This is a genomic window from Streptomyces sp. NPDC060205, from assembly GCF_042728395.1.
Classification (GTDB): domain Bacteria; phylum Actinomycetota; class Actinomycetes; order Streptomycetales; family Streptomycetaceae; genus Streptomyces.
In genome coordinates this window covers 1-12,630 of sequence record NZ_JBHWZP010000028.1, presented here as the reverse complement: position 1 = coordinate 12,630, position 12,630 = coordinate 1, and the positions used below count along the sequence as shown (strand labels likewise).

The 12,630-nt window shown below is 72.2% G+C and carries 13 protein-coding genes; 8 read left to right on the top strand and 5 right to left on the bottom strand.

Annotated features, from left to right (window positions below; translation table 11 throughout):
- Nucleotides 1-24: 24 nt before the first annotated feature.
- The 3 genes from ACFWGJ_RS07500 to ACFWGJ_RS07490 form a co-directional block, all read right to left on the bottom strand.
- Nucleotides 25-1,563 (bottom strand): MFS transporter, encoded by a 1,539-nt coding sequence (locus ACFWGJ_RS07500; RefSeq protein ID WP_387321625.1) that lies wholly within the window; start codon nt 1,561-1,563, stop codon nt 25-27.
- A 166-nt stretch (nt 1,564-1,729) separates the two neighbouring features.
- The gene (locus tag ACFWGJ_RS07495; protein ID WP_387321624.1) at nt 1,730-1,903 is read right to left on the bottom strand and encodes a hypothetical protein; all 174 of its coding nucleotides are present in this window, start codon (nt 1,901-1,903) and stop codon (nt 1,730-1,732) included.
- Between the two features lie 172 nt (nt 1,904-2,075).
- Nucleotides 2,076-2,447: a helix-turn-helix transcriptional regulator gene (locus ACFWGJ_RS07490; protein ID WP_387321623.1), complete on the bottom strand. Its 372-nt coding sequence runs from the start codon at nt 2,445-2,447 to the stop codon at nt 2,076-2,078.
- A gap of 132 nt (nt 2,448-2,579) precedes the next feature.
- On the opposite strand from ACFWGJ_RS07490, the gene ACFWGJ_RS07485 reads away from it, so the two are divergent.
- Nucleotides 2,580-3,119 (top strand): ANTAR domain-containing protein, encoded by a 540-nt coding sequence (locus ACFWGJ_RS07485; RefSeq protein WP_387321622.1) that lies wholly within the window; start codon nt 2,580-2,582, stop codon nt 3,117-3,119.
- Between the two features lie 58 nt (nt 3,120-3,177).
- On the opposite strand, the gene ACFWGJ_RS07480 is transcribed toward ACFWGJ_RS07485, so the two are convergent.
- Nucleotides 3,178-3,915, bottom strand: coding sequence for a PaaX family transcriptional regulator C-terminal domain-containing protein (locus tag ACFWGJ_RS07480; protein WP_387321621.1), 738 nt, complete (start codon nt 3,913-3,915; stop codon nt 3,178-3,180).
- 104 nt (nt 3,916-4,019) lie between these two features.
- Between ACFWGJ_RS07480 and ACFWGJ_RS07475 the strand changes: the two genes are divergently transcribed.
- The 5 genes from ACFWGJ_RS07475 (at nt 4,020) to ACFWGJ_RS07455 (ending at nt 9,337) form a co-directional block, all read left to right on the top strand.
- Nucleotides 4,020-5,699 carry an acyl-CoA dehydrogenase family protein gene (locus tag ACFWGJ_RS07475; protein ID WP_387321620.1) on the top strand — a complete coding sequence of 560 codons (1,680 nt, stop codon included), beginning with the start codon at nt 4,020-4,022 and terminating at the stop codon, nt 5,697-5,699.
- A gap of 117 nt (nt 5,700-5,816) precedes the next feature.
- Nucleotides 5,817-6,026 carry a heavy-metal-associated domain-containing protein gene (locus tag ACFWGJ_RS07470; RefSeq protein WP_387321619.1) on the top strand — a complete coding sequence of 70 codons (210 nt, stop codon included), beginning with the start codon at nt 5,817-5,819 and terminating at the stop codon, nt 6,024-6,026.
- 126 nt (nt 6,027-6,152) lie between these two features.
- A complete protein-coding gene (locus tag ACFWGJ_RS07465) occupies nt 6,153-8,060 on the top strand; it encodes a hypothetical protein (RefSeq protein ID WP_387321618.1) in 1,908 nt (635 codons plus the stop codon).
- Nucleotides 8,061-8,105: 45 nt separating this feature from the next.
- The gene (locus tag ACFWGJ_RS07460; RefSeq protein WP_387321617.1) at nt 8,106-8,519 is read left to right on the top strand and encodes a hypothetical protein; all 414 of its coding nucleotides are present in this window, start codon (nt 8,106-8,108) and stop codon (nt 8,517-8,519) included.
- 32 nt (nt 8,520-8,551) lie between these two features.
- On the top strand, nt 8,552-9,337 hold the full coding sequence (locus tag ACFWGJ_RS07455) for a hypothetical protein (RefSeq protein WP_387321616.1): 786 nt from the start codon (nt 8,552-8,554) through the stop codon (nt 9,335-9,337).
- A 39-nt stretch (nt 9,338-9,376) separates the two neighbouring features.
- Here ACFWGJ_RS07455 and ACFWGJ_RS07450 read toward each other — a convergent pair whose 3' ends face one another.
- Entirely contained in the window at nt 9,377-10,414 is a 1,038-nt protein-coding gene (locus ACFWGJ_RS07450) for a LacI family DNA-binding transcriptional regulator (RefSeq protein ID WP_387321615.1), read from the bottom strand.
- Nucleotides 10,415-10,601: 187 nt separating this feature from the next.
- Here ACFWGJ_RS07450 and ACFWGJ_RS07445 point away from each other — a divergent pair, with 187 nt between their 5' ends.
- Together ACFWGJ_RS07445 and ACFWGJ_RS07440 are read left to right on the top strand one after the other, a co-directional pair.
- Nucleotides 10,602-11,759 carry a Gfo/Idh/MocA family protein gene (locus ACFWGJ_RS07445; RefSeq protein ID WP_387321614.1) on the top strand — a complete coding sequence of 386 codons (1,158 nt, stop codon included), beginning with the start codon at nt 10,602-10,604 and terminating at the stop codon, nt 11,757-11,759.
- Nucleotides 11,760-11,832: 73 nt separating this feature from the next.
- A complete protein-coding gene (locus ACFWGJ_RS07440) occupies nt 11,833-12,516 on the top strand; it encodes a formylglycine-generating enzyme family protein (protein WP_387321613.1) in 684 nt (227 codons plus the stop codon).
- Nucleotides 12,517-12,630: the final 114 nt, after the last annotated feature.

Sequence of the window (12,630 nt, the reverse complement as noted above, 5' to 3'; positions counted from 1 at the left end):
CGAAGCGGCGTGCCGTACGGGCGCTCACGGCGTGCCGTTCCCCTGGAGGCGTTCCAGGTCGTCGGGGCGTACCTGGATGACGAACAGCGCGACCAGGGCCGCGACGAGGGCGAAGATCGCGGCGATGACGAAGGCGTGCGAGATGCCCGACGTCAGCACCTGGTCGCCCCAGGGCGACGGGAGTTCGCCGGTCCTGCGGAACCGCAGGCGCTGGGCGGGGGTCGCCTCGGCCATGAACGCGCGGACCTGGTCGGCGGCCTCGTTGCGGCTGGCCGTGCCGAAGACGGTGACCAGGACGGACAGGCCGAGCGAACCGCCCACCTGCTGGGTGGCGTTGAGGATCCCGGAGGCCGCTCCCGCCTCCTGCGGTGCCACGCCCGACACCGCCATCAGGGTCAGCGACACGAAGTTCAGCCCCATGCCGAAGCCGAAGACCAGCATGGGCCCGAGGATGCTGCCCGCGTAGGTGCTGTCGACCTCGGTCAGGGTCAGCCAGGCGAGGCCGACGGCCGACAGGATCGCGCCGACCGTCATGAACGGCTTGGGACCCCAACGGGGCAGCAGCTGCGAGGCGATCGCGGCGCCCACCGCGATGACGGCGCTGACCGGCAGGAAGGCGAGGCCGGCCCGCAGCGGGCTGAAGCCGAGGACGTTCTGCACGAAGAGCGTCAGGAAGAAGAACATGCCGAACATCGCCGCGGCCAGGCTCAGCATGATGGCGTACACACCGGCGCGGTTGCGGTCGCGGAACATCCACAGTGGCGTGATGGGCTGCCTGGACCGGCTCTCGACGAAGATGAAGGCGGCGAGGAACACCACGGCCGCCACGAACGCCCCCACGGTCAGGCCGTCGCTCCAGCCGTCCTCCGAGGCGCGGATGAAGCCGTAGACGAGCAGCACCATGCCCACGGTGGAGGTGAGTGCGCCGAGGACGTCGAAGTGGCCCGGCATCCGTTCGGACTCCCGGATGTAGCGGGGCGTCGCGAGCGCGATCAGCAGGCCGATGGGGATGTTGACGAACAGGACCCAGCGCCAGTCCAGCCACTCCACGAGCACGCCGCCCGCGAGCAGGCCGATCGCGCTGCCGCCGGCCGAGACCGCGGCGAACACGCCGAACGCCCTGTTGCGCTCGGGTCCTTCGCGGAACGTGGTGGTGATCAGCGAGAGGGCCGTCGGGGAGGCGATGGCGCCGCCGACGCCCTGCAGGGAGCGCGCCGCGAGCAACTGCCAGGACTCCTGGGACAGTCCGCCGAGCAGCGAGGCCAGCACGAAGAGCAGCACGCCGAAGACGAAGACCCTGCGGCGGCCGAGGATGTCGCCGAGCCGGCCGCCGAGCAGGAGCAGACCGCCGAAGGTCAGCGTGTAGGCGTTCACCACCCACGAGAGGTTCTCGGTCGAGAAGCCGAGCGAACTCTGGATGTGCGGGAGGGCGATGTTCACGATGGTGATGTCGAGGACCACCATCAACTGGCACGAGGCGATGACGAGGAGTGCGATTCCGCTGCCGTGGCCCCGCTCCGGGGTCTTGGCAGTGCCGGAAGGTGTCGCGTGTGAGCCCGTCATGGGATCGGCCTGTGTCCTGGCGGTCGTCCGGCTGCGGACGTCCGCTACACCGACGTTAGCCCCGGGCTCCGGCGCTCACCAGTCGATCACCCGGGTTCCCGGGCGGCGCCCGGGAGGTGACGCCTGGATGCGGGCTCGCACAGTGGTACGCGGTGCCCCGTCCCGGTCAGTCCTCACCCCTGACGATGTTCCCCTCCGGCTCCGCAAAAGGACGGCGGGTGTCCCGGTCGGCTGTCGCCGGAAGGCAGAAGCGCACGCCTCCCACGCGGCGGCGCCGGGCCTGCGCCCAGCCGGTCTCGGGGCGCCGGACGGTGTCCTGTGTGCTGCCGTACGCGGTCACGACTCCTCACATTCCTTCCGCGTCCCGGTCCCTCCGGGGGCCGGTTCCGCGTCATGTCGCTGCCGTTTGTCGTCCACGGCTGCCGGGTCCCCCGCAGCGGTGCCCGGAAACCCGGGCATCCTGGTCGTGTCTTCGGCGCGCCCGCCGGTCCCCCGTACGGGTGGAACCGGCGTCAGTGGCCGGCTCGGGGGTTCCGCTCACGGGCCGGCTCCGTCCCCGGCGAGGGGGGTCGCGCGTCGCGCTCGGAGTCGTGCTGCTCCAGCAGCGACAGCAGACCCGCGACCGACAGGCCCGCGTCGGCCGGGTGGCGCAGGATCGTCCCGGGCTCGATGCGGTATTCGTTGGTGCGGCCCTGCCGGGTGTGCGTGAGATAGCCATCCTGTTCCAGATCAGAAATGATCTTCTGAACAGCACGCTCGGTGAGCCGGCAGCGCGCCGCGATGTCCCGGATGCGGGTGTTCTGGTTCTCGGCGATCGCGGCCAGCACCCGTGCGTGATTGGTGAGGAACGTCCAGCCGGTGTGTGTCTCAGGTACTTCACCCATGACCCCCAGCATACGACCTGGCATTCACGCAAACCAAAGGGTGAAAGATTTTTCATGTATCACTTGACGTGTGAAAGTTTGGGACGGAGTCTGGAGGAGACAGTGACGGTGGATGCCCCGGGAGCGGCTGCCATGTCGGAACCAACGCTTTCCTCGCAGGTCGGCGGTTCACGCACAGCCTCCCGCGGAGGCCCGTCAGCCCCCGCGCGCGAGCAGTTCCTCGCCCCCTCGGAGACCTCGTCACCGTTCGCACCCGCGGGCGGTACCGAGCGCGGGACCCCGCACCCGCACCCCGGCACGAAGCAGAGCACCATGGAGGAGAGATCGTTGTCCGGTGACGCCACGGAGGCCCTCGACATCGTCGACGCCACCGACGCCGAGCAGAGTCTGCGCGTCGAAGTCCTCCAGCTGAAACGCGCCATGCAGACGCGGCCGGTCATCGACCTGGCCCGCGGGGTCCTCATGGCGTCTTTCGGGCTGGACCCCGAGGAAGCGTGGAGCGTACTCGTCACGGTCTCCCAGAAGGCCAACATCAAGCTGTTCCATCTCGCCGAGGGCACGGTGGCCGCCGTCACGGGCGAGCCGCTGCCCGAGGCCCTGCGCCAGCAACTGTCCGCGGCGGTCGCCGAACTCGTAGCAGGGCGCTCGGCGGCCCAGGAGTCGGAGCCGTGAACGCGCGGGACGTCCCGGCGGACGCCGGGGCGGGCACCGCGGCCGGTGTCCCGCCGCCTCACAGCGCCGCCAGCACCTCTGCCCGGTACTCGGTGTAGACGGCGCGCAGGGCGGGAGCCGGCCAGTGCGGCGGGAGGAGTTCGCCGGGCAGCACCGGGTCGGTGACCAGATGCCGTACGACGGCGGCGAACGCGGCGAAACGGTCGGCCGGCCGTGCGGTGCGGGCCACGTGTGCCAGCAGGGAGTCGGCGGTGTCGGCCCAGCCGTCGAGCGGCCACAGACTCCCGGCCAGTGCGCGCGCGGACTGCTCGGGCCGGGCGGTGAACCGCTCGGTGAGGTGTGTCAGACCCGCGGGCCACGGGCGCCGCAGGTTGGCCGGCCGCAGCCACACCCCCTCCCGCAGTTCCGCCAGCCGCAGGCCGGTCAACTCGGCGCGCAGTTCGGCTCGTTCGGCCGGACCGCGGCCGGTGGCGGTGACGACGACAGTCTCCCACGTGCCGTCCCAGTCCCGGGTCCTGGGGTGCACGGCCTCGTCCTGGCGGCGCTGGCGTTCCAGCAGCCGTTCGCTGAGCCGGTAGACGCCGTCGGCGCGCCGCAGATCGCCCGCCGTCACCATCCGGCTGAGTGCGGCCCGCAGGGTGGAGCCCGCGATGCCGAAGGGCTCCACGCTGCGGATCAGGTCCCGCACGGGAAGCTCGGGAGGGTGGACGCCCAGCAGGAGGCTCAGCACGACCGATCGTGCGGACAGCGGGCGCAGTCCGGGGTCGGCCGGTGACCGGGGCTCGTTCATCCGCATGGACGGCATTGTGCCCGGTCGGGCGAACGGGGCCGCGCCGGCGGCCCGGGGGCGACGGTGTTACACCATTGCTGCGACCGCAGAGATGGTGCAACACTGCGGACATGGTCCCGATCCTCACGCCGGAACAGTCCGCCACGCACGACGTCACCAACCAGGCCCCCGCCCTGGCCCCGTACGACGCGGCCGAGGACACGGCGCTGCTGGAAGGGCTCCGCCGCGAGGGTGCGGGATGGGCCGAGGGTGACATCCGCAGGCTGGGCCGCGTGGCGGGTGGGGAGGAGGCGCAGGAGTGGGCCGGGCAGGCCGACCGCCATGAGCCGGAGCTGCGTACGCACGACCGTTTCGGCAACCGGATCGACGAGGTCGAGTTCCACCCCGCCTGGCACCGACTGCTGGGCACCGCGGTGGCCGAGGGTCTGGCCGCCGCGCCCTGGGCCGACGACCGGCCCGGCGCCCATGTGGTCCGCACGGCCGGCGGACTGGTGTGGGGGCACACCGACGCCGGGCACGGCTGCCCCACCTCGATGACCTACGCGGCCGTACCCGCGCTGCGCAAGCAGCCCGAACTGGCCGCGGTGTACGAGCCCCTGCTGGTCAGTCGCGTCTACGAGCCGGGGCTGCGCGTCCCGGGCGGGAAGCGCGGGCTGCTGGCGGGCATGGGCATGACCGAGAAGCAGGGCGGCTCGGACGTCCGCACCAACACGACGGCCGCCGCGCCCACCGCGGAGCCCGGTGCGTACACCCTGCGCGGCCACAAGTGGTTCACGTCCGCCCCGATGTGCGACGTGTTCCTGGTCCTCGCCCAGGCGCCGCGCGGTCTGTCCTGCTTCCTCGTGCCGCGGATCCTGCCCGACGGCAGCCGCAACACCTTCCGTATCCAGCGCCTCAAGGACAAGCTGGGCAACCGCTCGAACGCGTCCTCGGAACCGGAGTTCGACAACACCGTCGCCTGGCTGGTCGGTCCTGAGGGACAGGGCGTCAAGACGATCATCGAGATGGTCAACTGCACCCGGCTCGACTGCGTGATGATGAGCGCGACGCTGATGCGCAAGACCCTCGTGGAGGCCGGCCACCACACCAAGCACCGGGGCGCCTTCGGTGCGCTGCTGATCGACCAGCCGCTCATGCGCAACGTGCTGGCCGACCTGGCGCTGGAGTCGGAGGCCGCCACGACCCTCACGCTGCGGCTCGCCGGCGCGGCCGACCGTGCGATCCGCGGCGACGCCCAGGAGGCGGCCTTCCGCCGGATCGCCACCGCCGTCGGCAAGTACTGGGTGACCAAGCGCGGCCCGGCGTTCACGGCCGAGGCGCTGGAGTGCCTGGGCGGCAACGGCTATGTCGAGGAGTCGGGCATGCCCCGTCACTACCGCGAGGCCCCGCTGCTCTCCATCTGGGAGGGGTCGGGCAACGTCAACGCCCTCGATGTGCTGCGGGCCCTCGGCCGGGCGCCCGAGACCGGCGAGGCGCTGTTCGCGGAACTCGCCCTGGCCCGCGGCGCCGACGCCCGGCTGGACGCGGCCGTCGGCAGGCTCAAGGACCAGCTGCGCGACCTGAGCGACCGGCAGGGCTTCGAGTCGGGCGCCCGCCGGCTGGTGGAGCTGATGGCGCTGACCCTGCAGGGCTCCCTCCTGGTCCGGCACGCACCGGCGGCGGTCGCCGACGCCTTCTGCGCCACCCGGCTCGGCGGCGACTGGGGACACTCCTTCGGCACCCTTCCGGCCGCCGCGGACCTGACCACGATCCTGGACCGCGCCCTGCCCGACACGGCCGCGCGGCCTTAGCAGCGGGCGCCCACGTCTGGCCTGATCATGCTGAACGCCCCTGTCGGCAGGCGCGTATGACTTCCCGGAACCGCGCCCGCAGCAGGGGCGCGCACGCCGGGAAGAGACGAGGGATCGATGACCGAACAGCGTTACCACGTCATGGGCATGACCTGCGGCCGCTGTGCCGACAAGCTCGGGGCGGAGGTCGGCGGAGTCCTCGGTGTGAACGGCGTGCAGGTCGACCTCGACACCGGGTCGGTGACCGTGACGGGTGAGGCGTTCGACGGCGCGAAGGTCTGCGCGGCCATCGCGGGAGCCGGTTTCGAGGTCGCCGCCGTGCTCTGACCCCCGCCCGCCGCACGCACCGGGCGTGCTGTCCAGCCGAAAAGATGCCTTTCATCCTAACGAAGGGCACAACCGGACGGACCGCACGAGCCGGGCTCCGCGTCCACTAGCTTCCCTTCCCTGCGCATGAGCCCGCGCATCGGGGCCACCAGGGCGCAGCAGGGACAGAGGAGCGACGTGGCCGGAGTGAGCCTCCCGGAACATCCGTACGACCGCACGGAGGCGACCCGGCTGCTGTGCGCCGGCACGTATCAGGACGCCGCCTTCCGCCGTCGGGTCATCGACGAACTGGTGGTCCACCAGGAGCGTCCCGTGGCCCCGCCGCTGGGGGTCGACGTGCTTCCCGTACTGACGCACGCCGTGCGGATCACCCGGCAGGAGTCCCGGACCGCGGGACTGATGCTGGCCGCCTGGCTGGGGTTCCTGCTGTCCGACGTGGTGATGTTCTGGGACAGCGTGGGCGACCGCTCGGGCATCGGGGCCGACGTCGGCCTCGGTGACGTGTTCACCGCGTTCTACCTGGGCGACGACAGGCTGACCGCCGGAATGCCCATGCCGTGGTCGCAGTTCTACGCGTTCGTCGCCCTCGGCCTCTGGTTCGCCCGGTCCGTACGCGCGCAGGGCGCCGACGGCCGCCAGGCGGGTCTGCCCGCTCCGGTGGCGAAGGCCGCCGCCGGTGCCGGCGTCGCGGTGACCGTGTGCGCCGCGCTGTTCGCCGTCTTCTACTGGTGCTGGTTCGTCGCCGGGGTGCTCGACGGTGCCGTACAGACGCCCTACCCGCTGCTCTTTCCGCTGCTCATCGCCCTGATCGCCTGGTGGCACGAGACCACCCAGCGCAGGGCCCTGTGCCGCTGGCTGTCCCGCTGGACGTTCCGGACGACGACCCAACCGGACCTGCCCGCGGGCCCGTTGTACGAGGACCTGGTCGCCGCCGTCCGCCGCGAGCAGTCGGCCGCACTGACCCTGTACGAGCCGGACAGTCCCTTCGTCGGGATGGGCTCGCCCCGCCGGTCCTGGTCGTTCGCGATGGAACTGCGCAAGCGCTCCGCTCCGCCGAACGGACCCGAGGCCGCGGACACGGGCCCCTCCTCCCCCTCCCCCGACGGTTCGCTGATTCCGCACCAGACGCACGGCCCGCTCACCGCGGAGAGCGCCCTCGCCATGATCGAGCCGCAGTTGGTACGGCTGCGCGAGTCCGCCGCGCTCACCGGGAAGGACCGGCTGCGGGAGCTGGAGGTCGACCGCTTCGTCTGTCTGCCGGGCGGTGTCGGCCGCGACGAGGTGCTGCGCCTCGGCGGCAGCGACGACGTGCACGCCGTGCAGGCGGACGGACAGCGTGCCGGGGACGGCCGGACCGTCTACGACCCCGCCCAGGTCGCCGCGCATCTGAGGGAGGCCGTGGACGAGGGCGGCGAGGGACGGCGCGTCTTCCTCCGCGTCCGCATCGGCGCCTGGCACGAGCAGGTCGTGGTGACCGTCCTGGTCCGCGTGCACACCCAGGGCGGCATGCTCGTGATGGAGGTCGTCCCGTATGTGCTCGGCCCCGTCCGCAAGGACTTCAAGAGTGTGGACGCCCTCGTGGACCGGCTGCCCGAGAGCTGGGCGAGCGGTGCCGCACGCGCCCTCGGACACGGGCCCGCGACCGGGGTGAGCACCGCCCTCGGCGCGCTGAGGACCCTCGCCAGGGAGATCGGCACCGGCTGGTCGGACCGGGAGACGGACCCCGACGTGCCGCGTGTCTCACTACGCGAGCTGGCCAGTACGACGGCCCTCTCGCCGTACCAGGAGATGGACGTCACCCGGTACATCAAGACGGTCCAGGAGCGCATCGTGAACGGCATGCGCGAGGCACTGCAGTCCCACGGCTACCGGACCGACCAGTTCGAACAGCACGTCTACCAGGTCAGTGGCGGAAGCGTCTTCGTGCAGGACATGTCCGGCGGCGCCGTCGCCACGGGCAGCCACGGCAGCGCGAGGGCGCACACCAACGCCCCCGCCGCGGCGAACGGCACGCCGCCGCGCAGCGGCGCCTAGAACCACCGAGAACCTCATCCGAACCCCGGCCCCGAGGACCAGGACATGAACGACACAGGACACCCCACCGGCGGCCGGCCCGCGCAGGACGGCGGATCCGGCAGCGTGCACATCGGCTCCATGAGCGGCGGTTCGATCGCCACCGGCAGCCACGGGCACGCGACGTCCGTCAACCACACCGCGGCCGGGACCGCCCTGCCGCACGAGGAGCTGCTGCGGGCCGTCCGCGCCCTCCGCGAGGCGCTGCCCGTCCAGGAGCGCAGCGCCGAGGACATGTCCCTCGACGGCGAACTGGCGGACGCGGAGAGCGAGATCGTCCGCACCGGGGTCGCTCCCCCGGAACGCCTCACCCGGCTGCTGGTGAGCGTACGGGGCTGGCTCGGTTCGCAGGCCGCGGCGGCGGGGGCGGTCGCCTCGGCCACCGCCGTCGTCCAGGGCATCGCCCAGCTCCTCGGATGACGGGCCGGACGGTGACAGGCAGGACCCGCGGTATGCGGGTGTTCGACACCGAGCGGCAGGAGTGGGCGGGGTCCCGGCGCGAACGCCTCTTCCACCCCGACCAGTACCTCGACGTACGACGGCAGAAGGCCGTCCGGCGGAAGACGGCGATCGTCCTCGCGGTGGCCGGCCTCGCCTTCGGTGTCTGGGCCCTGGCCTGGAAGGACGAGCCGGAGCCCTACCGGAACTTCACCGCCGCCCGGTCGGACACCAAGAAGGAGCCCTCGGACGGGTCGGGGAACGGGGACGGGTCCGGGGGCGGCTCGCCGTCGGCACAGCCCTCCGCCGCCCTGCCCGCGGACTACGAGCCCCTTCAGGACGCCGAGGGGTTCCGGGTGGCGCTTCCGACGGGCTGGGAACGCGACAGCCGGTCGTCGCAGTTCGGTATCGACGTGGTCGACTACCGCAGCCCGGACGGCACCCGAAGGCTCCAGGTGTTCCAGGTCATGGAGACCTCCCCGTACGAGTCCTTGCAGGTCGCGCAGGTGGAGGCGCAGAAGCTCGACGGATACGAGGCGATCTCCCTCACGGAAGTACCCGGCGACGGGGGCCAGGCCGCCGAGCACGAGTACCGGGCGGACGAGATCGCGGGCGAGCAGGGCGGCGGCGGTGCCCGGCACGTGATCGACCACCGCTTCGAGGCCGCCGACGGCGAACGGTACGCGGTGGTCGCGTACGGCTCGGACGCCGACGGACCGGACGACGAGCGGGAACTCGTGGACACGGCGCTGCGCTGGTTCTGCCCGCCGGGCACGCAGTGCGGGACGCCCGCGGGGTGACGGGCCGCCGGCGCTCGCTCCGGCGGGCCGGTGCGGACCTCAGGAGGGCGCCGCGGTCGTGCCCCGCACTTCGAGGACGGGCGGGCTGAGGACGACCTGGCCCGGCCGGGCGGGGTCGGCGATCCGGTCGAGCAGGCACTGCGCGGCACGGCGGCCGACGTCGTGGCCCGCGCTGTCCACGGTGGTGAGCCAGAGGTGGCGCAGCCGGGCGAGGTAGGTGTTGTCGTAGCCCACGAGGGAGAGGTCGCGGGGGACCTGGAGGCCGAGTTCCTCGGCGGCCGACAGCGCGCCGACGCAGGCGATGTCGTTGAAGGCGAACACGGCGGTGGGCCGCCGTGCGGCGCTGAGCAGCCGGACCGTGGCCCGGTAGCCGCCCTCCTCGGTGAGGTCGCCCTGTGCCACGACGGCCGTGTCGCCCAGCCCGTGCTCGCGCATGACGGCTTCGAAGCTGCGGCGGCGCAGTGCGCCGACCATCCCCTGTCCGGCGATGTGGGCGATGTGCCGGTGGCCGAGCCCGATGAGGTGTTCGGTGGCGAGACGGGCGCCGTACTCGTCGTCGTTGGCGACGATGTCCGCGCGGGGCAGGACCGGCTCACGGGCGCCCGCGACGACGGTCGGCAGCCGTCCGGCCGCCGTCCGCAGCATCTGCGGGCCGGGCAGGGTGCCCACCGCGACGAGTCCGTCGACCCGCAGGTCCGTGAACATGCGGGTGAGGTCCTCGCCGAGCCGCCGGTTCAGATGGCCGTCGGCCAGCAGCATGTGCAGACCGTGGGCGTCCAGCAGGGAGTTGAGGCCGTCCAGCAGTTCCACGAACCAGGGGTTGCGCATGTCGTTCAGGAGCACGCCCACCATGGGGGTGCCCCCTGACCGGGCGTGGTCGAGGGCCTGCGGATGGGCGCGCCGCTCGCTGAGGCTGCGCGCGGCGGCGTTGGGCCGGTAGCCGAGCTCCTCGACGGCGGCCAGGACGGCCTCGCGCTTCTCGGGGCGCACCCGGTCGGAGCCGCGCAGCACGAGGGAGACCAGGGATTTGGACACTCCGGCCCGTTCGGCGACATCGCGGATCGTCGGTGGTCTCATGAATTGGACCGTTCCACACGTTTCGACGGAAAGTCAAAGGGGTTGACACCTGCTGTGACGAACTCCAGTGTGATCCGGAACGGTCCTGGACCGATCCAAAAACACCGCGCCACCGAAGAACACAGCACCACCGAAGAGCACGGTTCCACCGAACAGCACCGCACCACCGATCCGAAGAGGGACAGTCATGGGGAGTACGCTCGGCGTCGCCGTCGTGGGGTTCGGCTGGATGGGGCGGGTGCACACCCAGGCGTACACGCGCGTGCCGCACCACTTCCCGGGGCTGTCCCTGCGGCCCGAACTGATCGCGGTCGCCGACGAGGTGCCCGGCCGGGCCGAGGAGGCCGCCGCCCAGTACGGCTTCGCCACGGCGGCCCGGGACTGGCGCGAGGTCGCCGCCGACCCCCGGGTCCAGGCGGTGAGCGTCGCCGCTCCGAACTTCCTGCACCGTGAGATCGGCGTCGCCATGGCCGAGGCGGGCAAGCACCTCTGGATCGAGAAGCCGGTCGGTCTCACCGCCGCCGACGCGCGGGCCGTCGCGGGCGCCGTCGCCACCGCGGGCGTCCAGGGCACGGTCGGCTTCAACTACCGCAACGCGCCCGCCGTCGCCGCCGCCCGCGAACTGATCGCCGCCGGTGAGATCGGCACCGTCACGCACCTCCGCATCCGCCTCTTCAGCGACTACGCCGCCCACCCCGAAGGCGCCCTGACATGGCGTTACGAGCGTGAGCGCGGCGGCAGCGGCGTGCTCGGCGACCTCGCTTCGCACGGCGTGGACCTGGCCCGCTTCCTGCTGGGCGAGATCGCGTCGCTGACCGCCGACACGGCCGTCTTCGTCCCCGAGCGGGCCCGGCCCACCGGTGCCACCGCCGGCCACACCCGGTCCGCCGGCGGCGAGTTGGGGCCGGTGGAGAACGAGGACTACGTGTCCTGTCTGCTGCGCTTCGCCTCCGGCGCCCGCGGTGTCCTGGAGGCCTGCCGGGTCTCGGTCGGCGAGCAGAACAACTACGGCTTCGAGATCCACGGCACCAAGGGCGCGGTCTCGTGGGACTTCCGTCGTATGGGTGAACTGGGCGTCAGCCGCGGCACGTCGTTCCAGGACCAGCCCGTCAGCACGCTGTACGTCGGCCCGGGGCACGGCGAGTACGCGGCGTTCCAGCCGGGGTCGGCCAACAGCATGGGCTACGACGACCTGAAGGTGATCGAGGCGCACAACTTCCTGCGCTCCATCGCCGAGAGCACCCCGTACGGGGCCACGCTGGAGGACGCCGTCCACAGCGCAACCGCCCTGGACGCCATGGCCCGTTCCGCCGAGCACGGCACGTGGGTGAGTCCGGGGGACTGAGTCTGGCATAAGCCCGGGGTACGTGCCGACACGCGCCGTGGGCCCACCGGATCATCAGTAGGATTGCCTGCTCATGGACACACGCCAGGTGAACGAGATGATCGCTGTCCCGCCGGGGCAGGTCACGCTGTCGGACCGGCGGACGCGGCGCAGTTGGTCGGTCGAGCTCGCGCCCTACCGGCTCGGGGCCTTCCCGGTCACGCAGGCGCTGTACGCGCGGGTCTCGGGCATGTGGCCGAGCAGCGCCGACGGGGACCAGCTGCCCGTCGAGGGGGTCTCGTGGTGGGACGCGGTCCGGTTCTGCAACGCCCTGTCGCTGCGGGAGGGCCTGACGCCGGCCTACGCCATCCGGGCGGACGGCGGGGGCGTCGAGTTAGAGGTCGACTGGGACAGGGCCGCCGACGGCTACCGGCTGCCCACGGAGGCCGAGTGGGAGCACGGCTGCCGTGCGGGGACGCCGGGGCCACGGTACGGACCGCTCGACGAGATCGCCTGGTACCGCGACAACTCGCAGGAGCGCGTCCACGACGTGGGCGGCAAACGGCCCAACCAGTGGGGGCTGCACGACATGCTGGGCAACGTGTGGGACTGGTGCTGGGACGTCTACGACGCGGAGGTGTACGGCGGGTACCGGGTGTTGCGCGGGGGCGGCTGGTTCGACGAGCACTGGAGTGTCCGCGCGAGCGCGCGGCGCCGCAGCCATCCGAGTTACCAGGTCGACGACGTGGGCTTCCGGGTCGCCCGATCCGTGGGGTGAGCCGTCCGGCGGGGTTTGTGTGCCGGGGGGGGCGTGTGCGGGTGGGTTTCGTGTGTGGCTGCGGGTCGGTGGGGGTTGGCCGCGCAGTTCCCCGCGCCCCTGGCCCCTCAGGGG

Bases quoted from the DNA above. Each gene is read 5' to 3' on its own strand.
- ACFWGJ_RS07490 (WP_387321623.1), bottom strand. From the start codon at position 2,447: ATGGGTGAAGTACCTGAGACACACACCGGCTGGACGTTCCTCACCAAT.
- ACFWGJ_RS07465 (WP_387321618.1), top strand. From the start codon at position 6,153: ATGAGCCCGCGCATCGGGGCCACCAGGGCGCAGCAGGGACAGAGGAGC.
- ACFWGJ_RS07450 (WP_387321615.1), bottom strand. From the start codon at position 10,414: ATGAGACCACCGACGATCCGCGATGTCGCCGAACGGGCCGGAGTGTCC.
- ACFWGJ_RS07455 (WP_387321616.1), top strand. From the start codon at position 8,552: ATGCGGGTGTTCGACACCGAGCGGCAGGAGTGGGCGGGGTCCCGGCGC.
- ACFWGJ_RS07480 (WP_387321621.1), bottom strand. From the start codon at position 3,915: ATGCGGATGAACGAGCCCCGGTCACCGGCCGACCCCGGACTGCGCCCG.
- ACFWGJ_RS07470 (WP_387321619.1), top strand. From the start codon at position 5,817: ATGACCGAACAGCGTTACCACGTCATGGGCATGACCTGCGGCCGCTGT.
- ACFWGJ_RS07445 (WP_387321614.1), top strand. From the start codon at position 10,602: ATGGGGAGTACGCTCGGCGTCGCCGTCGTGGGGTTCGGCTGGATGGGG.
- ACFWGJ_RS07485 (WP_387321622.1), top strand. From the start codon at position 2,580: ATGTCGGAACCAACGCTTTCCTCGCAGGTCGGCGGTTCACGCACAGCC.
- ACFWGJ_RS07440 (WP_387321613.1), top strand. From the start codon at position 11,833: ATGGACACACGCCAGGTGAACGAGATGATCGCTGTCCCGCCGGGGCAG.
- ACFWGJ_RS07500 (WP_387321625.1), bottom strand. From the start codon at position 1,563: ATGACGGGCTCACACGCGACACCTTCCGGCACTGCCAAGACCCCGGAG.
- ACFWGJ_RS07460 (WP_387321617.1), top strand. From the start codon at position 8,106: ATGAACGACACAGGACACCCCACCGGCGGCCGGCCCGCGCAGGACGGC.
- ACFWGJ_RS07475 (WP_387321620.1), top strand. From the start codon at position 4,020: ATGGTCCCGATCCTCACGCCGGAACAGTCCGCCACGCACGACGTCACC.